The organism is Chromohalobacter marismortui, from assembly GCF_004364315.1.
GTDB classification, from domain to species: Bacteria; Pseudomonadota; Gammaproteobacteria; order Pseudomonadales; family Halomonadaceae; genus Chromohalobacter; species Chromohalobacter marismortui.
In genome coordinates this window covers 529,912-552,324 of sequence record NZ_SOBR01000003.1, presented here as the reverse complement: position 1 = coordinate 552,324, position 22,413 = coordinate 529,912, and the positions used below count along the sequence as shown (strand labels likewise).

The window sequence follows — 22,413 nt, the reverse complement described above, 5'->3', positions numbered from 1 at the left end:
GGCGAAGAAACGCGTGCTGTATGGCACAGAAAGAAGGCCGCATCGGGGCGGCCTTCGTCGTGATCGTGCACATCAGGGCATGGCCCCATTCAGGCGTCGATCACGGCAGGTCGTGCTTCTTGAGGAAGTTTTCGGCGACCTGCTCGACGGGCTGCTTGTCGACGTCGACCTTGGCGTTGAGCGAGGCCATGACGTCATCGTTCAAGAGCGCCGAGAGCTTGTTCATCTGCTCGTCCAGCTTCGGATTGGCTTCCAGCGTGTCCTTGCGCACCACCGGGGTCAGCGCGTAGGCGGGGAAGAACTGCTTGTCGTCTTCCAGGGTCACCAGGTTGAAGGCCGGGATGCGCCCATCGGTGGAATAGGCGATGGAGACGTCGACTTGCTCGTCGCGCAAGGCGGGCAGGGTCAGGCCGAAATCCATGCGCTTGATGTTGGGACGACCGAAGCGAAAGCCATAGGTCTGCTGCAGCGGGCGCAGACCGTCGTCACGGGCGTAGAACTCCGCGTTGGAGGCGAAGGTGATCGTCTCCCCGTTGTTGATGGTCTCGGCCAGATCGGAAATCGTCTCGATACCCCGTTCTTCGGCATCGTCGGCACGCATGGTGAGGGCGTAGGTATTGTTGGCGTCGGAGGGTTCGAGCCACACCAGCCCCTTTTCGGCATCGAGCGTCTTGACGCGCTGATAGGTCTCTTCGGGGGAGAGCTTCTCGGTCACATTGTTATAGGTGATCAGCGAGGTGCCGGTGTACTCCCAATAGAGATCGACCTGACCGTTCACCTGGGCCTGGCGGAGTATGGCGGAGCCCATGCCGGCGCGCTTCTCGACGTCATAACCGAGCTCTTCCAGGTATTGGGTAGTGATGCTCGAGAGAATGAGCTGCTCGGTAAAGCCCTTGCCGCCTACCACGATCTCGTCGGCCTGGGCGGTGGCCAGGCTGCCGGCCAGTGCCGCGCCGGTGAGCAGGGTCATCAAGGTTTTCATGGTGTCGCTCCTTTCGTGATTGTCTGTGGTGATGGTCTTTTGTAATGGTCTGTCGTGATTGCCGGATCTCGTGTGTGGAGGCGGTGTCGTCCTAGCTGCGTCCCGGGTTGACCCCGCGGGGGACGACCAGGAAGGCGGTGATGGCGATGAGCATGTCGACGGCGATGGCCAGCAATGCCGTGGGAATCGCGCCTGCCAGCATCATTACGGTGTCGTAGAGGGCGATCCCCGTGAAGATCAACTCGCCGAGGCCGCCGGCGCCGATCAAGAAGGCCAGCGGCACCGTGCCGATATTGATCGCCAAGGCCGTGCGGATGCCGGCGAAGATGACGTACAGGGCATTGGGCAGCTCGACCCGCAGCAGGCGCTGGGCGGGCGACATGCCAATACCCGCGGCGGCCTCCTTGAGGGCCGGATCGACGCCCTTGAGCCCGGTGTAGGTGTTGCGGGCGATGGGCAGCAGCGTGGCGATGAAAAGCCCGAACACCGCCGGGACGGTACCGATGCCGAGAAAGCTCATCGACAATGCCAGCACGGCCAGCGTGGGAATGGTGGTGCCCACGTTGAGGATCTGCATCATGGATTCGGCGATCCGCGCCATGCTGGGGCGCGACAGCCAGATGCCCAGCGGGATGGCGACCAGGATCGCCAGGCCGCCGGACATGGCGGTCAGCCACAGATGCTGTACGGCCAGGTACTTGATATCGGGCACATAGAAGAGGAAGTCGTCGATCACGCCGCTGGACTGGCTCCAGACGCCGGCTAGAAAAACCGCCAGGAGCACCAGCAGGCGTATGGCCCCGGAGAGATTCAACGTCGGCATGGCTTACTCCTTGGTGGCCGATGACGGGGAGGCCTCGCCGAGCGCGGCGCCGTCATCTTCCTTGGAATGAGCGCGGTAGCGCGAGCCCAGGTGATGAGTGATCGCGCGCTGAGTGACTTGACCGACGATACGGCCGTCGTCGTCGACGCAGGGCACCCAGGTCATGTCGTGGGCGAACATCAGCGAGGCGACCTTGCGCAGGTCGTCGTCGAGGCTGACGACCACCGGCACGCTCTGATAATGATCGCGGCAGTGTCCCTGGGTGGTGCGGGCGACGGCGGCGGTGATGATGCCCACCGGCTGACGCTTGTGGTTCACCATCACGATGCTGTTCACGTAGCCGTAGGACTCGATGCGCTGAAGGGCGGTGTCGAGCGTATCGTCGGGGCGGACGAGGCCGATTTCCTCGCTGGCCAGATCGCGGACCTTGACCAGGTTGAGGCGCTTCAGGGCCCGGTCCTCGCCCAGGAAGGATTCGACGAAGTCGTTCTTGGGCGCGGCGAGCAGTTCGTCCGGCTCCGAGTACTGGACCAGCTTGCCGGCGCGGAAGATGGCGATGCGGTCGCCCATCTTGATCGCTTCGTCGATATCGTGGCTGACGAACATGATCGTCTTCTTGAGGTCCTGCTGCATCTTCAGGAATTCGTCCTGGATCACCGCCCGGTTGATCGGGTCGATGGCGCCGAAGGGTTCGTCCATCAGCATCACGGGGGGATCGGCGGCCAGCGCCCGGGCCACGCCGATGCGCTGCTGCTGCCCGCCGGACAGCTCGCTCGGGTAGCGCTTGAGGAAGGCATCCGGCTCCAGCGCGATCATGTGCATCATTTCGCGGGCGCGTTCGCGGTACCTGGCCTTGTCCCAGCCCAGCAGCTTGGGCACCACGGTGATGTTCTCCTCGATGGTCATGTTGGGGAACAGACCGATCTGCTGGATCACGTAGCCGATGTTGCGGCGCAGGTCCTGGGTGTCGAGGCTGGTGGTGTCCTCGCCGTTGATGAACACCTTGCCCGAGGTCGGGCGGATGATGCGGTTGATCATCTTCAGGGTGGTGGTCTTGCCACAGCCGGAGGGGCCGAGCAGGATGCAGATCTCGCCGCTCGGCACCTCCATGCTGATGTGGTCGGCGGCGGTCACCGCGCCCTTGGGCGTGTCGAAGACCTTGGTCAAGTTGTCGAGTCGAATCATGAAGTTGTCCTTGTCGGGTCGGCAGTCTTTGCAGGTCGACAGAAAGTGGCGCGGATGACGGTTCAGGTCGCAGCGGCGGCGCGTTCCATGCCCTTGGGCGTCAGCCGCTTCTGCAAGGCCAGCAGCGCGTAGTCGACGATGATTGCCAACACGCTGACGGCGACGGCGCCAAGGATCAGCTGACGCGGGTCGGACTGGGAGATGCCGCGACTGATGAGCGTGCCGAGCCCGCCGGCCCCGATGTAGGCGGCGATGGCCATGACACCGATATTGAGCACCACGGCGGTACGCACGCCGGCCATGATCACCGGCACCGCGAGCGGGATCTCGACCATGCGCAGGCGCTGGTTCTGGCTCATGCCGACGCCGCGCGCGGCTTCGCGCAGGGCCGGGTCGACGTTGTTGATGGCGGTGTAGGTGTTGCGGATGATCGGTAGCTGCGAGTACAGCAGCACCGCGATGACCGCCGGTAGGTAGCCGATGCCGTGGCCGATGATCGAGAGGATCGGAATCATGATCCCGAACAGCGCGATGGACGGAATGGTCACGATGATCGAGGCGATGTAGAGCACGGTCTTGGCGATGCGCTCGTTCTTGGTGATGGCGATACCGATGGGAACGCCGGTCAGCGTGGCGATCCCCACCGCGACACCTACCAGGCTGATATGCTCGAGGGTAAGGGTCCCCAGCAACTCGAGATTGTCGAGAAAATATTGCAGTAATTCCACGTCACGGACCTCGCACTCGCGATGGAGTAATTGTTTGAACTCGTATAAATTTCTTATATTAAAGGCTTTTTATAAGTACTTATTATGTGAAGAGCATAACACGCTCTCCGCGAGAGCCCGCCGTTTTGGGCATTAGGATGTGTCATCTCATTCATTTTCAGTGGCAATGGGCGTTTGATAGGAAATTCATCGAGTACGCCGTATGCTCGTCGGCGATAATGTCGTGTTTTGATTTTCCTTGCAGGAGGCCTGTCCTTTGAGCACCCGCCGGACGCATTACCGACTCGCCGCCGCCCAGATGAACTGCGTCCTGGCCGATGTCGGGAGCAATCTCGAGACGCATCGTCGCGTCATCGAATCGGCGCGCCATCGGGACGTCGATGTCCTGGTGTTTCCCGAGCTTTCGTTGACCGGTTACGACCTGGGCGCGCGCGTCCCTGAGGTCGCGATGGACCGCGATGATCCGCGTCTGCTCCAGCTGGCGGATGCCGCCGGTGACATGCTGACCGTGGTGGGCTTCGTCGAGCGCTGCGGCCGCGGTGAATACGCCAACGCCATGGCGTGTCTATGTGGGGGCAGCGTCGTCGCCGTGCATCGCAAGCTCAACCTCTGCACCTACGGCGGCCACGAGGAGGGCAAGCATTTCGGCAAGGGGCAGGCGCTCACCGTCGCCGAGGCCGACGGCCTCGCCTGCGGGGTGATGATCTGCGCCGACCTCTGGAATCCGGGCCTGGCCCACGCGGCCATGCTGGAGCGGCCCGACGTGATGCTCACGCCGGTCAACGCGGCGACGGGAATGGTCGACGGCGATTTCGACGACGAAGGCAACTGGCTGATCTGCCTGCAGTTCTACGCCATGATGTACGCCACGCCTATGGTCATGGCGCATCGCTACGGGGCCGAGGGCGACGCCTGGTTCTGGGGCGGCAGTTGCATCGTTGGCGTCGACGGCCGGGTGCTGGCGCGGGCCGAGGACGGCGAGACCCTCGTCAGCGCCGACATCGACACCAACGAGATCGCCGCCGCGCGCTTCGCGATGCCCACCCACCGCGACGCCGATACGCCGCTGGTGGCCTCGCTGATGGCGCAGCGGCTGGAGCGGGAGCGGCGGGGTTGAGGCGAGTCAGGCCGACACATAGCGCTCGCTGGTTACCCGAGACGGTTCACGCTGCATGATGATTTCGCCCCGACGCACCGAAAGCAGTACGTCGCCTTGCTTGCGCAGCACGCTGTAGTCGTCTTCCCCGTCAAGCAGGATGAAACTGCCGGGCTTGCCGGTTTCGATGCCGTAGCGATCCTGGATGTTCAGAGTGCGAGCGCTATTATCGGTAATCAGATCCAGCGCATTTTCGAAATCGCGATAGCCCATCATTTGGCAGATATGCAGGCCGAAATCCAGACTGCGCAGCAATTTTCCATTGCCCAAGGAATACCAGGGATCGAAGATCGAATCTTCGGCGAAGCAGACGTTGATACCGGCCTCACGCAGCTCTTTTACTCGCGTCAGGCCGCGCCGTTTCGGGTAGGTATCGAAACGGCCCTGCAGGTGGATACTCTCTGTGGGACAAGCGATGAAATTGATGCCGGAGTTCTTTAGCAGCCGGAACAACTTTGAACAGTAAGCGTTGTCGTAGGAATGCATCGCCGTGGTATGGCTGGCGGTGACATGCGAGCCCAATTCATTGAATAACGCCTCGCAGGCGAGGACTTCGAGAAAACGAGAGTTGGGGTCGTCGATCTCGTCACAGTGTACGTCCACCAGACGGTCGTACTTCTTCGCTAGTTCAATCACCGTCTTCATCGATTCTACGCCCAGCTCGCGGGTGTACTCGAAATGCGGAATACCGCCGACTACATCGGCACCGAATTCCAGCGCTTCTTCCATCAGCGGCATGCCGTTGGGGAAGGAGAGCAGGCCATCCTGGGGGAAGGCGACCACTTGTAGATCGATCTTTTCTTTCAGTTCGTCGCGCAGCGCGCAGAGGGTCTTCAGGCCCACTAGACTGGGGTCGGAGATGTCCGCATGGGTGCGGATATGCTGTACGCCGTTGTCTACCAGAAGCTCGATGGTGTCCAGTACGCGGCGACGAATATCGGCCTCGTGCAGCATTGGCTTGCGCTCGCTCCAGCGCTCGATGCCCTCGAACAGGGTGCCGCTCTGGTTCCAGTGGGGTTCCCCTGCGGTCAATGCCGCATCCAGGTGGATATGCGGCTCCACGAACGGTGCGCACAACAATTTGCCGCCGGCATCGATGGCGCCCTCGGGGCAAGCGATCACGCTGTCTTGTTCGCTGATCTGGCTGAACAGCCCAGCGCTGATCTCCAGGGTGTGGAGCTGGGATTTCTGGCGCAGGCGAGCGTTAACGATTTTCATGGACATTTCTTGAGTAATCTCCTGCCGTAGAGAGGTGGCTGTCGATATCGTGATGCTGGAATAGAATCTGCTCGATCAGTAGAGCATTCTGCAGGTTGAGCCGCACGGAGGCGTCGCCGAGGGGACCGCCGCAAACAGATGGGCGATACCCAGTTGATCGTAGTAAAACAGCCGTTGGCCACCATGTCGTATAGCGAACGGGGCGCGGTAGCCCGGCGCGGGTTACCGCCATGTCAGTGCTCTGCCGGGTCCAGCGCTGGGCTGGTGAGCGGCAGCTTCAGCAGGATGCCGTAACACAAGGCCGCGGCGATGACGCCCACCAGCGGCGGGAGTATCGGGGAGAAGTAAGCCATCCCGGAAGCGATCGCATAGGAGGCCAGGCCGATCCAGTTGAAGGCGGGCAGATTGACGTCGGCCAGCGTCGGATACCGGCCCTTATGATTGAGCCAGAAGTCCGCCATGATCACGCCGCCGATCGGTGGGATGAAGGTACCGAGCAGCACCAAAAACGGAATCAGCAGGTTGTACATCCCGCCCACGGCCAGCACGGTGCCGATGGCAGCGCCGGCCACGGTAACCACCTTGCGCTTGTCGGTGCGCAGTAGGTTGCAGCCGGCCACGGCGAAGTTGTAGATGGTGTTGTCCTGAGTGGTCCAGATGTTGAGGAACAACATCAGTACGGCAAGCACCACGAAGCCCTGAGCCAGCATGACATCGACGATATCTGCCTGCTGGTAGATCATAGCCCCCAGCGCGCCGGTCACCTAGAAACGATACGCGTTGAGTGAGACAGGATATTGTACATGTCGGCAGGTTGGGCTAGAGTTGTACAGTAAACGGTACAGGAGAGGGCCGATGAGAATTATTTCCTTCACCGAGGCTCGCAATAGCCTCAAGGCAGTACTGGATAACGTGGTCAACGATGCCGACACCACGGTCATTACGCGTCGTGATGCCGAGAACGCGGTGGTAATGTCGCTTGACTATTACAATGGCCTGATGGAAACGGTCCATCTGCTGCGTTCCCCCGCCAATGCCGAACATCTGAATAAGTCAATTGCACAATACAAGGCTGGAAAAGTCGCCGAGCGTGAGTTGATAGATGGGGATGAATAGTCGCTTGCTCTGCTGGACGGACGAGTCATGGAAAGACTACCTCCACTGGCAAAGTCAGGATAAAAAAACCCTCAAAAGAATTAACAAGCTAATTTCTGACGTGAAGCGCTCCCCGTTTGAGGGTATTGGTAAACCAGAACCTCTCAAGGAAAACATGACAGGGTTCTGGTCACGCCGTATCGATGAGACCAACCGTCTGGTATATGCCGTGGATGATGCCACGATAACGATCATATCCTGCAGGTATCACTATTGAACATAAAACGCCCGAGGCAGCGTCTCGGGCGTTCTGACGCTATTAATCGTCATCCCGTTTCATGGACCGGGCATCCCCTGACATTACACCCAACGACGGCGGCGTCGCGTCTTCCAGCGCCGGTCGATGAAGCGCTCGTCGCCCTCGAAGGCTTGCAGGCGCGCCCCCAGGTAGAACCACTCGGCGTCGCAGCTCAACGCTGCCCAGGTCTCGGTGTGTACCTGCCAGCCGTCGCGCTGAAAGGCCTGGCGCCAGCTCTTGCTCATGGTCGCGGTGGCCGGGGCCTCGGGGTGGATGGCGTAGCGCTCGTCCGCCGAGGCGATGTTGGTCAGGCCGTGGTCGTAGGCGATTTCGCCGAAGTCGTCGATGATGGCATGTCGGGTCCAGCCGTCGGTCAGCGAGTGGGTAACGTCCCGGGACTGTTCGCCCGCGCGCACGACCCGGTGCTGCATGGGCCCGGAAAACACCGCCGGTTCGAACTGCACGGGCGGCGTGTCGTGGGGGGCTCGCTGGGGCAGCGTGAGCCGCGAGCCGGCCTCGTGCAGGGTCAGCGTCACCGGGTAAGGGCTCGGCCAGACCAGCGGCCAGTAGGCGGTGGTCACCGAGACGCGCAGCCGATGCCCGGCAGTGAAGCGATAGCAGGTCTGGTTCAGTGACACGGTCACGTCGAGCGGCGTATCGCGCGGCACCTCGGAAGGCGTGACGTGACTGTCGCGGTGGCAGAGGTTGAGCACGCCGTAGGAGACGCGTTGCGACACGCCTTCGGGCGAGACGTCGCACAGGCGCACGATCAGGTTGGCGCGCGGCTGATCGACGCTGACCCGCAGCGAGAGCGTGGGGCGCCCCAGGATCACGGTGTCGGCATCCAGCGGCTCGGTGTCGTAGGTCAGCGAGTGGGCGTCGTCGCTACGCTGGTCGCCGGCGATCTCGGGGCCGCTGCTGTGGGGAATGTACTCGCCGCATTGCAGGCCATTGTCGGCGGGCGCGCGCAGTCTGACCACCCCGGGGCGGGCGGCGTCGTCTTCCGCGGCCTGCAGTTCGCCGTTGCCCAGCGCCAGCTCGCGGGAGGCGATGTGCGGGCTCGGCCACTGGGTCTCGGCGAGCCATTCGCCGGGCACCTCGAGGCGTTGCGGGTCGGCCTCGGAAAAGGACGGACAGAACACGCGGTACAGCGGTTCTTCCATGATGCCGGTGTCGCGATCCTTCAGCCAGTGGTCCCACCAGCGCAGCGCCTCCTGAAGGAAGCCGATGGTCGGCCCCGGCATCGCCAGGTGCGGGTAGGCATGCGGCCAGGGGCCGACGATGCCGCGCCGGGGGCAGGGCGCGTGCTCGAGAATCTCGGCGACGAAGTTGACGTAGGCATCGGCCCAGCCGGTGACGGCCAGGGTCGGCGTGGTCAGGCGCGAATAATCCTCGCACACCGAGCCGTGGCGCCAGTAGGCATCGCGCGTCTGATGATCGAACCAGTTCTCGGCGACGAAGGGCTGATGGGCAAGCCGGTGCTGCCAGAGTTCGCGCCAATCGTCGCGCAAGGCGGGGTCCGGCGGCCGCGACATGAAGGCAAGCGACGAGGCCGCCCAGCCGAAGTTCTCGTTGAGTACGCAGCCGCCCTTGTAGTGGACGTCGTCGTGATAGCGGTCGACGGTGGCGCCGACGGCGATGATCGCGCCGAGTGCCGGCGGCTGGCGCGAGGCCACCTGCAGCGAATTGAATCCGCCCCAGGAAATGCCCAGCATGCCGACGCGGCCGCTGCACCAGGGTTGCTCGGCGAGCCAGGCGATCGCGGCGACGATGTCGTCCTGTTCGCTGGCCAGGTATTCGTCCTCGAGCACGCCGTCCGAGTCGCCGCTGCCGCGCAGGTCGATGCGCAGCGCGGCATAGCCGTGGCCGGCGAAGTAGGGGTGCATGCGCTCGTCGTCGGCACTGGTGGCATCCCGCTTGCGGTAGGGGATGCACTCGATGATCGCGGGCACGCGATGGGTCTCGGCGTCGGCCGGACGCCACAGTCGTGCCGCGAGTCGGCTGCCGTCGGGCATTGGGATGAAGACTGCTGGTTCCTCGACGATCGGGTGCGGGAAGTCACGCACTTCCCGGGCATCGGGCTGGCTTCCACTGGGAAACATGGAGTGTCCTGTCGTCGGAACGGGGCGATGCATGCATCGCCCCGCAGGTGAAAGACGGGAAGAGGTCGGTAGAAACGAATGGTCAGATGAGGTCGTTTTCGGTCAGGAAATCCTGGGCGACCCTTTCGATATCCTGGTCGTCGACATCCACGCGGCTATTGAGGTCGATCAGCGTCTCATCGCTCAACGCGGCGGACATCGCGTTGAGCAGCGGCGCGAGGTCGGGATGCGCCTCGAGCGTTTCCTCGCGCACCACCGGGGCTAGCTGGTAGACCGGGAAGAATTGCTTGTCGTCGTCGAGCACCTCGAAGTCGAAGGCGCCGTTGCGGCCGTCGGTGGCGAACACCAGCGCCACGTCGACTTCACCCTCGCGCAGGGCGTTGTAGGTCAGCCCCGAGTCCATGCGCTTGACGCTCGAGCGCGGAAACGCGAATCCGTAGGCGTCCTGCAGCGGGCGCAGCCCATCGTCGCGGGCGTAGAACTCGGCATTGGAGGCCAGTGTCAGGTCGGCGCCGTCGTTCATGGCTGCGGCCAGATCCGAAAGGGTATGGATGTCGCGTTCCTCGGCGTCGGCCGCGCGCATGGCGAGCGCGTAGGTGTTGTTGGTGTCCGAGGGCTCCAGCCAGATCAGGCCTTTCTCGGCATCCAGCCGCTTGGCGGTGGCGTAGGTCTCGGCGGCATTGTCCGGTTGCGGCTGGTCGTTGAACAGGATCACCGAATTGCCGGTGTATTCCCAGTAGAGGTCGACCTGGCCGTTCTCCTGCGCCTGGCGCAGCACCGAGGTGCCCAGCCCGGCGCGCTTGTCGACATCGTAGCCGTGGGCTTCGAGCAGTTGCACCGTGGCCGAGGTGAGAATCAGGTGTTCGGTATAGTTGAGCCCGCCGACCACGATGGGGTCGTCTTGCGCCTGTGCTGTCGTAGCTGCGGCAGAAAGGCTCAGTCCCAGCGTCGTCAGGAGTATCGTAATGAGATGCTTCATGGCAGCGACATACCTCTGTTGTTATAGAGTGCTCTCGAATTGCGACTTTCGTCGCTCTCAAGAGTAACCCACCCCGCTGCCGTGATTGATGAAGATCCGTGATGCCTGCGATTTCGAATGCCAACAGATGGTGGCATGAGCGACATTAGGAGAGGAGGCAAAGGTCACATGACAAATGATCTTGATGGCGTTTTCAGTGGTAGGCTGGGCAGCGACGCCGCTTTACAAAGTTGATTCCATGCCGACTCGATACGCTCAAGAGAGTGGAAAATACTGGCGTTTACGATCATGCCATCGATTGTGACGACAAAAAGCTGGGAGAGGGAGCTAGGGTAGTCTACTCCGGCATCGCTCAGAAGGTCGGTGAGCAAGCTGGCCACCCAATCTTTGTGTGCTTGCGACACCTTCAAAAAGCTCTCAATATCATGGAACTCCCCCGTAGCCTTTATAAACATGCACCCATGAAAGTCTTGTGAGAAAAACCAGGCGACATGCCAGTTGATAAATGCGTTGAGCCTTTCTAACGGTTCGGAGTGCCTAAAGACCTCGCTTTCAAGTGAATCTTTGAACTGGCTGTGTCTCAGTTTGAGCACCTCTTCGACCAAATTTTCTTTGTTTGGAAAGTATTTATAGAGGGTCATCTTTGAAACTTGAGCTTCATCACGAATCCAATCCACTCCAACAGCATGATAGCCATGCTCGTTAAAGAGTCTAAGCGCGGCATTCAGGACGTCATCACGTTTATTCATAGTCAAAACCTATTTTATTAGATTTTCTCATAGCCTCATGAGCGTTGCCATTCTGGCCAAAGGTATATATTGTACAGACCTGTCTGTACATATTAACACAGAGGTCTAGAATGTTTCACAAAATGAAAGGCAAAGGTATTGCTCCTGCGCGCCCTGACACGTTCCAAATACTAACTGGGCTGATCGGTGGAATCGCCGGAATCGGGGCCACGTCTCTGCTTACCCAACTGGCGGGCGTCCCTTTGCTGATGGCGCCCTTTGGAGCGACATGCGTTCTCTTGTTCGCCGCCTCCCAAGCGCCACTTGCACAGCCGCGGAATGTGATCGGTGGCCACGTGGTGGCAACTGCAGTAGGCCTGGCAATGATGGCGACATTTGGAAATGGGATGTGGCAGATGGCGGTGGGCGTAGGTGCTGCCATCGCGCTCATGCAGGCGCTTAGAGTGGTACATCCTCCAGCTGGTGCTAACCCTCTGGTGGTACTGATGGCTGGCGTACATAACTGGGAATTTTTGATCACGCCGGTACTCGCAGGGTCGGTTGTCCTCGTGGTAATCGCTTTGTTCATTAACAACGTCGGCCGTGACAAGGAGTGGCCCCACTATTGGGTATAAGGTAGTAAATGTTAGTCCAAGGTTGGAAGGGCCTGGTCAGCTTATGCTCGATGCCATAGCGCCAGTATTGCCCGCTGCGGGCGACCCGGAGTCGCGCCGCCGCGAGCCCTACCATAACGGTCAGTGACGAGGCGGCGAGGTCTCCGGAGAGGCGTTGTCGTCGGTGTCGACGGGCTTGACCTGATCGGCGTAGCAGGGCGATGAGGCGGGTGTGCGGTCGTCCGCTTCTTGATCCTCGGTTTCCAATGCCTTGAGCAGCATGTCGCGTAGATACGGAAGATGCGAGTGCTGGGGTTCCCTGGCGGCGGTCAGCAGGGTGAGCGTACCCTCGCGTGTCCAGCGCATGAGGGGCAGCAACACGTCGGGATTGTCCTCGATCTCCCAACGATAGCGGTGGGCGAAGACGGCGTCGCTGATGTCGCCTTGGTGCCAGGCGCGGCGCAGGGCGTTGGAGGGCGAGGCGTCACGATACCAGTCGGTCAATTCCAGCGACTCGCGGCGTTTGCCACGTGGCCATAGCCGGTCGACGAGCACGCGCGCACCATCGCCTTCTTCGGCAGCCTGGTAGATACGCTTGAGTGTGATCGTATAAGACATCCCATCTCTCCTTTGCCTGATACGTGCCCTTCGCCAGATGCAATGTAAGCCTATCCCATATCGTATCGATCTAGGCGATACGGTAGGAATATGCCATCTCGGCCAGGGGGCCGCGCCCGCCAGCCAGGGTGAGCGACAGGTCGTGAAGTCCTTCCCACACGGGTAACGGTGCGGCGCCCTTGATGGCCAGGTCTAGTCGCTGTGCGAACAATAATAGCTTGTGTAGCCGCTTGAGGGGCATCCGTTTCAACGCCTGCTGATAGAGCGGGCGACGCTTGTCGGGGATCGGCGGGCGCTGTGCCTTGCAGGCGTGATCGAGGCTCTGCCCCTGGTCGAGGTGCTGTGCCAGCGACAGAAAGATACGCAGCTCACGCGTCAATGCCCAAAGTACCACCGGCGCCTCGATGCCTTCGCCGCGCAATCCGCTGACGATACGCGAGACGCGCACGCGGTCACCGCGCAGACAGGCGTCGATCAGCGTGAAGACGTCGTAGCGTGCGTTGTCTTCCACGCCACCGGCAATGGCCTGTGCGTCGAGCCGGGCATTGGGCGGATTGAGCAGCGCCAGTTTCTGCAATTCCTGGTCGGCGGCCAGCAGGTTGCCTTCGGTGCGCTCGCCGAGCAGGCGGGCCGCGTCCATGTCCAGCGACAACCCATGGCGTGACGCGCGATCCCGCACCCAGAAGTGCAGGCGTTGATGATCCACGGGCCACACCGGAACGAACACGCCGATCTTGTCCAACGCCTTGAACCAGGCGCTGGACTGAGCGCGCCGGTCGAGACGCGCACTGCTGATCAGCAGGATGTCGTCGCTGTCCTTGGCCTGACGCGCGTAGGCGTCGAGGGCCTTGGCACCTTCTTGCCCTGGCGATTGACTGCCCAAGCGCAGCTCGATGAGCTTGCTCGAGGCGAACAGCGACATGCTGGCGGCCGACTCCGTGAGTCGTCCCCATTGAAAGCCGTTTTCCACGTGCAGCACCTCGCGCTCCTCGACACCGTGCTGACGTGCCGCAGTTCGGATGGCATCGCATGCTTCCATGTGGATCAACGGCTCGTCACCGGCGACGATGTACACTGGCTGGAGGCGCTTGCCCAGCGCCTCGTCCAGCTTGTCGGGAAAGACCTTCATGGTATCTCGAGGGCGCGCAGACGATTGACGAGTTGACGTGCCGCCTCCTGGCGGAGCGAAGCGAGCGCTTCATTGCGTAGTTCGCCTTGGGAGAGCAGGTTGTCGTTATCGACGCTCAGCGTGGTGCTGGTCTCGAGGGTCTGCTGATCGAGCACGTAGGCGTTGTCCTCGCTGCGCTGCACCGAGAACGGCACGCTGAGCGTCAGTCGCCGTTGCTGGCTACCGCTGTTGCCGATGGTCAGGGACGTTTCGCTGATCCGTTCCTCGCCCAGGTTGACGCGCAGAGACGCGTCTTCTCTGGGACCGGCGCGAGCGCCCTCCAACGCCTGGACAACGGCATCACGCAATTCGCCTTGCGGTGCGGACAGGGCGACGGTGGGGACGTCGAACGCGTTGTCGCCGATGCCGCGAAGTTGAAAACCACATCCGGCGAGCAGCATGGTGGTAGCGAGCACAATCAGAGCATGGGAAATGAGCGAGCGGCGTTTCACGCTGGCCTCCTTGCGGGCTGGGGCCCGCCCCCAAAGGAGCGGGCAAGTGAGCCGGATCAGTTGGCGACGATGTTGACCAACTTGCCGGGCACGACGATGACCTTGCGCACGGTCTTGCCCTCGGTGTGGCGACGTACGTTCTCTGCCTCCAGCGCCTGGGCCTCGATGGCGGTCTTGTCGGCCGCCGCCGGCACGTCGAGGCGCGCACGCAGCTTGCCGTTGACCTGCACGGCGAGTTCGACGCTGTCCTTGACCATGGCGGCTTCGTCGGCTTTTGGCCAGGCGGCATCGATGATCGGCGTCTCGTGCCCCAGGCCTTCCCACAGCGCATGGCAGGCGTGCGGCACGATCGGGGCCAGGATCAACACGCAGGCTTCCAAGGCCTCGCGCGCGACCGCCAGGCCTTGCGGCGAGGTGTCCTCGAAGCGGCCGATGGCGTTGACCAGTTCCATGACCGCGGCGATGGCGGTATTGAAAGTGGTCCGGCGACCGATGTCATCGCTGGCCTTGGCGATGGTTTCATGGGCCTTGCGGCGCAGCGTCTTCTGGTCGTCGTTCAGGGCGTCGGCATCCAGGGCCGCGGGCGAGCCGGCGTCGACGTGGTCGGCGACGAGCTTCCAGAGCCGCTTCAGGAAGCGGTGCGCGCCCTCGACGCCGGAATCGGACCACTCCAACGACTGTTCCGGCGGCGCGGCGAACATCATGAACAGACGTACGGTGTCGGCACCGAAGCGATCGATCATCGCCTGTGGGTCGACGCCGTTGTTCTTCGACTTGGACATCTTCTCGATGCCGCCCATCTCCACCGGCTGGCCGTCCTCGCGCAGGATGGCGCTCACCGGGCGGCCCTTGTCGTCACGCTTGACGTCGACATCGGCGGGATTGAACCAGTCCTTGCTGCCGTCGGCATTATGACGATAGAAGGTTTCGGCGATGACCATGCCCTGGGTGAGCAGGCGCTGGAAGGGCTCGTCGCTCGCGACCAGGCCGAAGTCGCGCATCAGCTTGTGGAAGAAGCGCGCGTAGAGCAGATGCAGGATGGCGTGCTCGATGCCGCCGATGTAGAGATCCACCGGCAGCCAGTAGTCGGCACGCTCGTCGAGCATCGCCTCCATGTTGTCGGCGCTGGCGAAGCGCGCGTAGTACCAGGACGATTCCATGAAGGTATCGAAGGTATCGGTTTCGCGGGTCCAGCCGTCGCCGAGATCATAGAACGCCGGCATCTTCTTGAGTGGCGAGCCGGTGGCGTCGACCTCGACTTCCATCGGCAAGGCGACAGGCAGCTCGTCATCGGTGAGCGGCACGGTTTGACCTTCGGGGCCGTATTTGACCGGAATCGGCGCCCCCCAGTAACGCTGACGGGCCACACCCCAGTCGCGCAAACGGAAGTTGGTCTTGCGCGATCCTTGTCCGTTGGCTTCCAGCTTGGCGGCAATCGCGTCGAAGGCCGCCTCGAAGTCGAGCCCGTCGTACTCGCCGGAGTTGATCAGTGGGCCATGCTCGACATGGGCGCTCTGGGACAAGTCCGGTGCGTTGCCCTCGGCGTCGGCGATCACCGGCTCGATGGCGATGTCATACTTGGTGGCGAATTCCCAGTCGCGCTGGTCATGGGCCGGCACCGCCATGACCGCGCCGGTGCCGTATTCCATGAGCACGAAGTTGGCCACGAAGATCGGTACTTCACGGCCGGTCAACGGATGGATCGCCTTGTAGCCGGTGTCCATGCCCTTCTTTTCCATGGTCGCCAGCTCGGCCTCGGAATTGCCGCCGTGTTGGCACTCCACCAGGAAATCGGCCAGTGCCGGATTGTCGGCGGCCGCCTGCTTGGCCAGCGGATGACCAGCGGCCAGGGCCATGTAGGTGGCGCCATAAAGCGTATCGGGACGCGTGGTGTACACCACCAGCGGGTCGGCCTGGCCGGCGACCTCGAAGGTCAGCTCGACCCCGGTGGACTTGCCGATCCAGTTGCGCTGCATGGTCTTGACCTGCTCGGGCCAGTCGACCTCGTCAAGATCGGCGAGTAGTTCTTCTGCATAGTCTGTGATCTTGAGGAACCACAGCGGGATTTCCTTGCGCTCGACCAATGCGCCGCTACGCCAGCCGCGTCCCTCGATCACCTGCTCGTTGGCGAGCACGGTCTGATCGACGGGGTCCCAGTTGACCGTGGACATCTTCTTGTAGACCAGGCCTTTCTCCACCAGCTTGGTGAAGAACCACTGTTCCCAGCGGTAGTAGTCGACGTCGCAGGTGGCGAATTCGCGGTTCCAGTCGTAAGCGAAGCCCAACGCCTTGAGCTGGCGGCGCATGGCATCGATATTGTCATAGGTCCAGGCGCCGGGCGGGACCCGGTTCTTGATCGCGGCGTTTTCGGCGGGCATGCCGAAGGCGTCCCAGCCCATGGGCTGAAGGACGTTCTTGCCTTGCATGCGCTGAAAACGCGAAACCACGTCACCGATGGTGTAGTTGCGCACGTGCCCCATGTGCAATTTGCCGCTGGGGTAGGGGAACATCGACAGGCAGTAGAATTTCTCCCGGGTCGCGTCCTCGACGGCCTTGAAGCACTGGTTGGTTTCCCAGAAGGTCTGGGCGGCGGATTCGGTTGCGTGCGGCGTGTACTGTGCGTCCATCGGTTTGATCTGGCACCTTGCGTTAGGCTTGGCTTGAAGCGGATAACGCCCGGCCTCGCGATGTGATAGAACGGAGCTGGGCGGAACGTTGTCCGTATGTTACGACAGGCCGTCAGGATACCCCAGTCATGCGCCTACAGGTAGGGGCATGGCCTCGACGACAGTCAGGAGACGCATTATGAGCGAACGTCATGAGCAAGAGAATCGCCTGAGCCGCGCCTATGAGCGGGTACTCGAACGGCTGGAGAAGGGCGCCGGTGACCTGTCGTGGGAATCATTGCAGCGCGAAATGGACGATGCCATCGAGTTCGAAGCGGAGTTCGAGACCTACACCAAGGATGAACTGGCGCTGCTGCGTGCCTGGATCGAGCGCGACATGCGCGACCTGCGGGGGTTCCTGGCCCGGGGCGGCGAGGGCATCGCCACCTGGCTGGGCATCGATCTGGGCACCATTTCGCGGCGAGTCACCGAGGCGCTTTTTTCCATCGCCGACCGCACCACCGTCGACCAGGTTCGCTTCGAGGACGATCTCGAAGCCGCGCGGGCCGACTATGTCGAAGGCGAGATGGCCGTGCCCGGCCGCATGCGCTGCGTGCACTGCGAGACGGACGTCGTGCTCGAGTCGATTACCCGCCTCGAGCCCTGTCACCACTGCGGCCATCGCTATTTCGCGCGGACCAGCGGGTAAGGCCGAGAGTAAGGGAAAGACGCCGTACTGGAAAGGTGCGCTGGACCAGCTACGGCGTCGTTATTGGGTTAGTTCAGATTCATGGAAAGTGGCTCCGAATGCTCTTCCCAACCTGCATTTTCGTGTAGGGAGCGTTTGGACGATTCATGCAGCTTCATGCCGCCCCATAACGCTAGAAGTGAGATTATAAGCAGATAAAACGCTGGTGAAAGGGGGTTCCCTGTCACATCAATTAACCAAGTCGCAATGAGTGGTGCTGTACCACCGAACAGAGTGTACGCCACGTTATAGCACAGGGCGGAGGCCGTATAGCGTACGCGGGTGGGGAATTGTTCGGATAGCAATACGGCGGTGACCACGTTACAGATGACAGCACCTATGGCCATCATGATGGCACCCAGCATGGCGCCCCACAATTCTCCGCTTCCGGCCAGTAAGTAAGCTGGAAATACTGCAATCATTAGGCTCAATCCCGCAGTAAGTATCGTTTTGCGGCGGCCTACCCAGTCTGAATAGCGTCCAATGATTGGGCAGAGAAAAGCGGCAAAGATGAGAGCCCCTAGACTAGCCAATAGAGAAACGGTGCGCGTGGCATCGCCTTCCACTTTCATATAAGTCGTAAAATATGTCGTGAACATATAGAACGATAAGGCCGTCGCTGAAATAAAGGCGCCCAGGCATAATAAAGTGCGGCCGTGTTGACGGATAGTTTCCCGCAAGGGGGCATGATGAGAAACGGGTTGGGACTGCAATACCTGGAAGACGGGGGATTCATCTAGCCGTAGGCGCATATACAGACCAATCACGCCCAATGGTGCTGCCATTAAAAAGGGTAATCGCCATCCCCAATTCTGTAATGTCGCTTCTGACATGGCGAGGTCAATGCAATATGCGAGCCCAGCGGCCGTAGCAAAGGCTACAAACGTGGAGACAGGAACAAAGCTGCCGTAACGTGCTTTCTTCTCTTGAGGAGCATGTTCCATCACGAAGGCGCAAGCACCTGCATATTCGCCTCCCGCTGAAAAGCCCTGTAGGCAACGTGCCAGTGCCAGTAAAAACGGGGCAAGTAATCCGATACTGGTATATGTCGGTAGTAGCCCAATCAGTGTCGTGGAACCAGCCATCATGAGTACTGTTATCGAGAGTACTCTTTTGCGACCGATCTTATCACCCAGCATGCCGAAGAAGAGGCCTCCTAGGGGCCTGAGGGCGAAAGAAACGGCGAATACTGCGAAGGTCTGTAGTAGGGCAAGTGTAGGGTTGCCAGGAGGAAAAAAGTGCTGCGAAATGATGACCGCGAGAAAACCATATATTGCAAAGTCAAACCACTCGACGAAGTTGCCTATCGCTGAAGCAGCAATGACCTTTCTTAGCGTGGAGATACTGACATTGCCGGTGTTATGTGTGCCTGAAAGCGTAGATGAAGTCATGATCATGCTCCATGCGATATGTAAGGCGAAGTTGTTGTTGGAGCCTGTGTCGCTGGTGAAGACGCAAGGCATAAGATCTCTTGGACGATAGCTCGAATATTCGTATATAGCGATGGTGAAAGCGACCGCTTTATAGCTTGAAGCGACGCTCTTGTATGCGCCCAGGTTGACGATAAGCCCCGCGCCTACGAGGAAGAAGGGCATCATGGTTGCGTTCAGTGGCTTCTTGCCCGAGCGTAACTTTGTAATGCCCGGCCGCATGCGCTGCGTGCACTGCGAGACGGATGTCTTGCTCGAGTCGATCACTCGCCTCGAGCCCTACCATTACTGCGGCCATCGTTATTTCGCGCGGACCAGCGGGTAAGGCCGAGAGCAGAGAAAGGGCACAAGGGAAGGGGGTGAGGGGCGTCAGGCACTCGACGCCCCTGACCGCTTCATTGGAGGGAGCCACCCTGCTTGGCGCTGGATGGCCTGAATGCGATGTCGTTTGAGCGGTCACCCTGCGGCGTGTAGGGGGGGGGACCTGAGCGCGAGGTCGTTGTGCCGCCTGCCAGAGTTCGTACTTGAGTTGCATCTCCAGCCACAGCTCCGCACTGGTGCCAAGCGCTTGCTCAAGGCGCAGTGCCATATCCGCCGAGATACCGGCATTGCCGTTGAGAATGCGAGACAGCGCAGCGCGCGTGACGCCTAGACGCTTGGCGGCCTCGGTGACTGAGATGTCACCGATGTACTCGCGCAGCACGGCGCCGGGGTGCGCGGGGTTGTGCATGCGGTTCATGTGGCCTCCTAGTGATCGTCTTGATAGTTCACCAAGATGGCGTCTTCGCCATCGAACGTGAAGGTAAGTCGCCAGTTTCCATTGACAGTGATGGTCCAGTGCCCGTGCAAGCTGCCCTTGAGCGGATGGAGCCTCCAGCCTGGCGCATTCATGTCTTCAGGGCCCTTCGCGCTATCCAGTGCGGTGAGCTGGATTTGTAGCTTGGTGGCGTGCTTGGCCTGGATGCCGGCAGTCGAGCCGGTCTCGAAGAACTTGCGCAGCCCTTTGTGTTGGAAGCTCTTGATCATTTGAGTAGCGTATAGCTTCGCTATACGAATGGCGAGAGACTGTTGCTTCTCGTCCCCTTCGTCGTGGTCCGGCTCGTGGTGTGCCTTGGGTCGGGCTCGGACATGGTTTCCGGATCGGGCCATTGGGCATGAGGAAAAGTTTGATATCGTCGCACCCCGACACACGATCGAAGACCCAACCACGACCAAGACGAGGAGACAGGCATGCATGACGAGGGGCTGCCCGACGCGATGGCGGCGATGTTGCTGACCGGACACGGGGGCATCGACAAGCTGGTCTATCGGCAGGATGTACCCGTCCCCAGGCCCGCCAAAGGCGAGGTGCTGGTGCAGGTGACCGCGACGGCCAAGAACAACACCGATCGCAAGGCGCGAGAGGGGCTTTATCCGACCAAGGATAAAGGGGATACGACCTCGTTCCAGATCGGTGGTGCCCCGACGCTGACCTTTCCGCGTATCCAGGGCGCCGATGTGGCCGGGCGCGTGGTGGCCGTCGGCGAGGATGTAAGCGAAGAACGCATCGGCCAACGTGGACTGCTGGATTTCAATATCTACGCCGATGCACGCCCCGACATCAACCTGACGCCCGACTATTACGGACACGGCGCGGATGGCGGTTTTGCCGAATACATTGCCGTGCCGGCGGCGCAGTTCCATGCGGTGGACAATCCCGAGCTGGCCGATGCCGAACTCGCGGCGATGGGGATGTGCTCCTATCAGACCGCGTTGCACATGTTGAACGCGGCCAACGTCAAAGCCGGGGAAAACGTCCTGGTGACCGGTGCCAGTGGCGGGGTAGGCACGGCCTTGATTCGGCTCTGTCGGATCATGGGGGCGACGCCGTATGCCTTGAGCCAAGCGGACAAGGCGGAGGCACTTCTAGCGCTGGGCGCGGAAGCCGTACTGGACCGCTCGGACATGGAGGATTTCACCGAGAAGGTGAAGGCCCTGACGCAAGGGGCGCCCATCGATGCGGTCATGGATCTGGTCGGTGGCGAGATGACCGATCGTTTCATCGACACCATGATCTTCGATATGACGCGCCGCACCACGTATCCGCGCCTGAGCATCGCCGGCGCGAGCGGCGGCAATCTCAGCGAGATCATGTGGACGCGGATCTATCTGTATCAGGTGCAGATATTCGGCGTCTCCCACGGCACGCGCGACGAGGCCGAACAACTGGTGGCCTGGATTCGTGAGGGGCAGCTGACGCCGGTATTGCATGCGGCATTCAAGCTCTCCGAGCTGCACGATGCCGAGCGTTACTTCGTCAATCGCAACAGCAATTACCTGGGCAAAATCGTGATCGTCCCGGACTCGCAGTGGCAAGCGCATGGCGCACCCTACGCATTGAAGGAAGGCAAATGAGCGACAAACTGACGCTGCAACTGATCGACCTGCATGCTGGCGGTGATGTCAGCCGTATCGTGACCGGTGGCATCGACCCGCTGCCGGGAAACACGGTGCGCGAGAAGATGGAATATCTTCGCGAGGATGCCGATGGCCTGCGCCAGCTGTTGCTCAGCGAGCCCTATGGCATTCCCGAGATGTCGGTGGATCTCCTCGTGCCCGCCAGCGACCCGCACGCTGAAGTGGGCTACATCATCATGGAAGTGATGGGCTATCCCATCTATTCCGGGTCCAACACCATCTGTACGGCCACGGCCGTGCTGGAAAGCGGTCTCGTGCCCAAGAGCGAAGGGTACCAGCGCTTCATCCTGGAATCCGCCGCCGGCCTGGTGCATATCGAGGCACGGGTGGAAAACGGCGTCGTGGAGAGCATCACCTGCGAAGGGCTCCCCAGTTACATCGACACCTACCGGGCCAGCATCCATGTGCCCTCGGTCGGGGACGTGACTTACAGCGTCGCCTATAGCGGAGGCTTTTACGCCATGGTGGATGCTACCGAACTCGGCTTCTCGCTGAACCGGGACGAGGAGTCACGGCTGGCGGAGTGCGCCCATGCCATCGTCGAGGCGATCCAGGCCGAGCGCGGCTTCTCGCACTACACCCTGGGCGATGTGGGGCCACTGCCGTTCCTGCATTTCATGGGGCCGGTCGAGCATGTCGCGGATGGTTTCTTTCGCTCGCGCTCGACGACCTATGTGCACCCGGGCGTGATCTGCCGCAGCACCACCGGGACGGGCACCTCGGCGCGCCTGGCGCTGATGCATCATGAGGGCAGCCTGCAGCCAGGGGACAAGCTGGAGACCGTGTCTCTGCGCGGCACGGGCTTCATCGGCGAGTTCACCGGCTCGCGCCAGGAAGGCACGCACCAGGTGGCCGAGAACACCATCACCGGCAAGGCTCACATGCTGGCGCGTTCGGATATCGTCATCAACTGCAACGATCCGCTGGTGGAGTGCGGCAGCCTGCACCATATCGTCACCAGCGGTCATCGCAAGACTGAGGGCGCATTGCCGGCTGCCGGGGAAGCGTCTCCGGTCGACTAGCGAC

At 61.3% G+C, this 22,413-nt stretch carries 22 protein-coding genes and 1 pseudogene; 7 read left to right on the top strand and 16 right to left on the bottom strand.

Annotation, left to right across the window (positions count from 1 at the left end; translation table 11 throughout):
* Positions 1-100 precede the first annotated feature (100 nt).
* The 4 genes from C8E00_RS09275 to C8E00_RS09260 all read right to left on the bottom strand — a co-directional run bounded on the left by C8E00_RS09275 (position 101) and on the right by C8E00_RS09260 (position 3,718).
* Positions 101-982, bottom strand: coding sequence for a glycine betaine ABC transporter substrate-binding protein (locus tag C8E00_RS09275; protein WP_133697196.1), 882 nt, complete (start codon positions 980-982; stop codon positions 101-103).
* A 91-nt stretch (positions 983-1,073) separates the two neighbouring features.
* Complete coding sequence (locus tag C8E00_RS09270; protein WP_133697193.1) at positions 1,074-1,805, bottom strand: ABC transporter permease; 732 nt, start codon at positions 1,803-1,805, stop codon at positions 1,074-1,076.
* Positions 1,806-1,808: 3 nt separating this feature from the next.
* Positions 1,809-2,990: an ABC transporter ATP-binding protein gene (locus C8E00_RS09265; RefSeq protein WP_133697191.1), complete on the bottom strand. Its 1,182-nt coding sequence runs from the start codon at positions 2,988-2,990 to the stop codon at positions 1,809-1,811.
* 62 nt (positions 2,991-3,052) lie between these two features.
* On the bottom strand, positions 3,053-3,718 hold the full coding sequence (locus C8E00_RS09260) for an ABC transporter permease (protein WP_133697189.1): 666 nt from the start codon (positions 3,716-3,718) through the stop codon (positions 3,053-3,055).
* Between the two features lie 256 nt (positions 3,719-3,974).
* Here C8E00_RS09260 and C8E00_RS09255 point away from each other — a divergent pair, with 256 nt between their 5' ends.
* Positions 3,975-4,835, top strand: a complete 861-nt coding sequence (locus tag C8E00_RS09255; RefSeq protein ID WP_133697187.1) for a nitrilase-related carbon-nitrogen hydrolase — start codon at positions 3,975-3,977, stop codon at positions 4,833-4,835.
* A 6-nt stretch (positions 4,836-4,841) separates the two neighbouring features.
* Here C8E00_RS09255 and codA read toward each other — a convergent pair whose 3' ends face one another.
* Entirely contained in the window at positions 4,842-6,098 is a 1,257-nt protein-coding gene (gene codA / locus C8E00_RS09250; RefSeq protein WP_133697185.1) for a cytosine deaminase, read from the bottom strand.
* Positions 6,099-6,325: 227 nt separating this feature from the next.
* Positions 6,326-6,856: pseudogene (locus C8E00_RS09245) on the bottom strand (cytosine permease); the annotation flags it as partial.
* 91 nt (positions 6,857-6,947) lie between these two features.
* On the opposite strand from C8E00_RS09245, the gene C8E00_RS09240 reads away from it, so the two are divergent.
* Complete coding sequence (locus C8E00_RS09240; protein ID WP_075368827.1) at positions 6,948-7,208, top strand: type II toxin-antitoxin system Phd/YefM family antitoxin; 261 nt, start codon at positions 6,948-6,950, stop codon at positions 7,206-7,208.
* The gene (locus tag C8E00_RS09235) at positions 7,201-7,464 is read left to right on the top strand and encodes a Txe/YoeB family addiction module toxin (RefSeq protein WP_133697182.1); all 264 of its coding nucleotides are present in this window, start codon (positions 7,201-7,203) and stop codon (positions 7,462-7,464) included. The genes C8E00_RS09240 and C8E00_RS09235 overlap by 8 nt, the downstream gene beginning before the upstream one ends.
* An 83-nt stretch (positions 7,465-7,547) precedes the next feature.
* Here the strand turns inward: C8E00_RS09235 and C8E00_RS09230 are convergent, their stop codons facing one another.
* From C8E00_RS09230 to C8E00_RS09220, 3 genes are all read right to left on the bottom strand, one after another.
* Positions 7,548-9,587 (bottom strand): CocE/NonD family hydrolase, encoded by a 2,040-nt coding sequence (locus tag C8E00_RS09230; protein WP_133697179.1) that lies wholly within the window; start codon positions 9,585-9,587, stop codon positions 7,548-7,550.
* An 82-nt stretch (positions 9,588-9,669) separates the two neighbouring features.
* On the bottom strand, positions 9,670-10,566 hold the full coding sequence (locus tag C8E00_RS09225; protein ID WP_133697177.1) for a glycine betaine ABC transporter substrate-binding protein: 897 nt from the start codon (positions 10,564-10,566) through the stop codon (positions 9,670-9,672).
* A 164-nt stretch (positions 10,567-10,730) separates the two neighbouring features.
* Entirely contained in the window at positions 10,731-11,315 is a 585-nt protein-coding gene (locus tag C8E00_RS09220) for a TetR/AcrR family transcriptional regulator (RefSeq protein WP_133697174.1), read from the bottom strand.
* 110 nt (positions 11,316-11,425) lie between these two features.
* On the opposite strand from C8E00_RS09220, the gene C8E00_RS09215 reads away from it, so the two are divergent.
* A complete protein-coding gene (locus tag C8E00_RS09215; RefSeq protein ID WP_243833140.1) occupies positions 11,426-11,929 on the top strand; it encodes an HPP family protein in 504 nt (167 codons plus the stop codon).
* 120 nt (positions 11,930-12,049) lie between these two features.
* Here the strand turns inward: C8E00_RS09215 and C8E00_RS09210 are convergent, their stop codons facing one another.
* From C8E00_RS09210 to leuS, 4 genes are all read right to left on the bottom strand, one after another.
* A complete protein-coding gene (locus C8E00_RS09210; RefSeq protein WP_133697171.1) occupies positions 12,050-12,526 on the bottom strand; it encodes a DUF488 domain-containing protein in 477 nt (158 codons plus the stop codon).
* A gap of 70 nt (positions 12,527-12,596) precedes the next feature.
* Positions 12,597-13,655: a DNA polymerase III subunit delta gene (gene holA, locus C8E00_RS09205; RefSeq protein WP_133697168.1), complete on the bottom strand. Its 1,059-nt coding sequence runs from the start codon at positions 13,653-13,655 to the stop codon at positions 12,597-12,599.
* Complete coding sequence (locus C8E00_RS09200; protein ID WP_133697166.1) at positions 13,652-14,146, bottom strand: LPS-assembly lipoprotein LptE; 495 nt, start codon at positions 14,144-14,146, stop codon at positions 13,652-13,654. The genes holA and C8E00_RS09200 overlap by 4 nt, the downstream gene beginning before the upstream one ends.
* Before the next feature lie 56 nt (positions 14,147-14,202).
* Positions 14,203-16,773, bottom strand: coding sequence for a leucine--tRNA ligase (leuS, locus tag C8E00_RS09195; protein ID WP_133697164.1), 2,571 nt, complete (start codon positions 16,771-16,773; stop codon positions 14,203-14,205).
* 178 nt (positions 16,774-16,951) lie between these two features.
* Here leuS and C8E00_RS09190 point away from each other — a divergent pair, with 178 nt between their 5' ends.
* Complete coding sequence (locus C8E00_RS09190) at positions 16,952-17,461, top strand: zinc ribbon-containing protein (protein WP_133697161.1); 510 nt, start codon at positions 16,952-16,954, stop codon at positions 17,459-17,461.
* Positions 17,462-17,529: 68 nt separating this feature from the next.
* Here the strand turns inward: C8E00_RS09190 and C8E00_RS09185 are convergent, their stop codons facing one another.
* Genes C8E00_RS09185 through C8E00_RS09170 form a run of 3 tightly spaced genes read right to left on the bottom strand, consistent with a single transcriptional unit; the run spans position 17,530 to position 19,956 of the window.
* On the bottom strand, positions 17,530-19,098 hold the full coding sequence (locus C8E00_RS09185) for an MFS transporter (protein ID WP_208291903.1): 1,569 nt from the start codon (positions 19,096-19,098) through the stop codon (positions 17,530-17,532).
* The gene (locus C8E00_RS16840; protein ID WP_341765847.1) at positions 19,022-19,669 is read right to left on the bottom strand and encodes a HigA family addiction module antitoxin; all 648 of its coding nucleotides are present in this window, start codon (positions 19,667-19,669) and stop codon (positions 19,022-19,024) included. Before C8E00_RS16840 ends, C8E00_RS09185 begins: the two co-directional genes overlap by 77 nt.
* 8 nt (positions 19,670-19,677) lie before the next feature.
* Positions 19,678-19,956 (bottom strand): type II toxin-antitoxin system RelE/ParE family toxin, encoded by a 279-nt coding sequence (locus C8E00_RS09170; RefSeq protein ID WP_133697159.1) that lies wholly within the window; start codon positions 19,954-19,956, stop codon positions 19,678-19,680.
* 204 nt (positions 19,957-20,160) lie between these two features.
* Here C8E00_RS09170 and C8E00_RS09165 point away from each other — a divergent pair, with 204 nt between their 5' ends.
* A complete protein-coding gene (locus C8E00_RS09165) occupies positions 20,161-21,324 on the top strand; it encodes a zinc-binding dehydrogenase (protein WP_133697156.1) in 1,164 nt (387 codons plus the stop codon).
* Positions 21,321-22,409 (top strand): proline racemase family protein, encoded by a 1,089-nt coding sequence (locus tag C8E00_RS09160; protein WP_133697154.1) that lies wholly within the window; start codon positions 21,321-21,323, stop codon positions 22,407-22,409. The genes C8E00_RS09165 and C8E00_RS09160 overlap by 4 nt, the downstream gene beginning before the upstream one ends.
* Positions 22,410-22,413 lie beyond the last annotated feature (4 nt).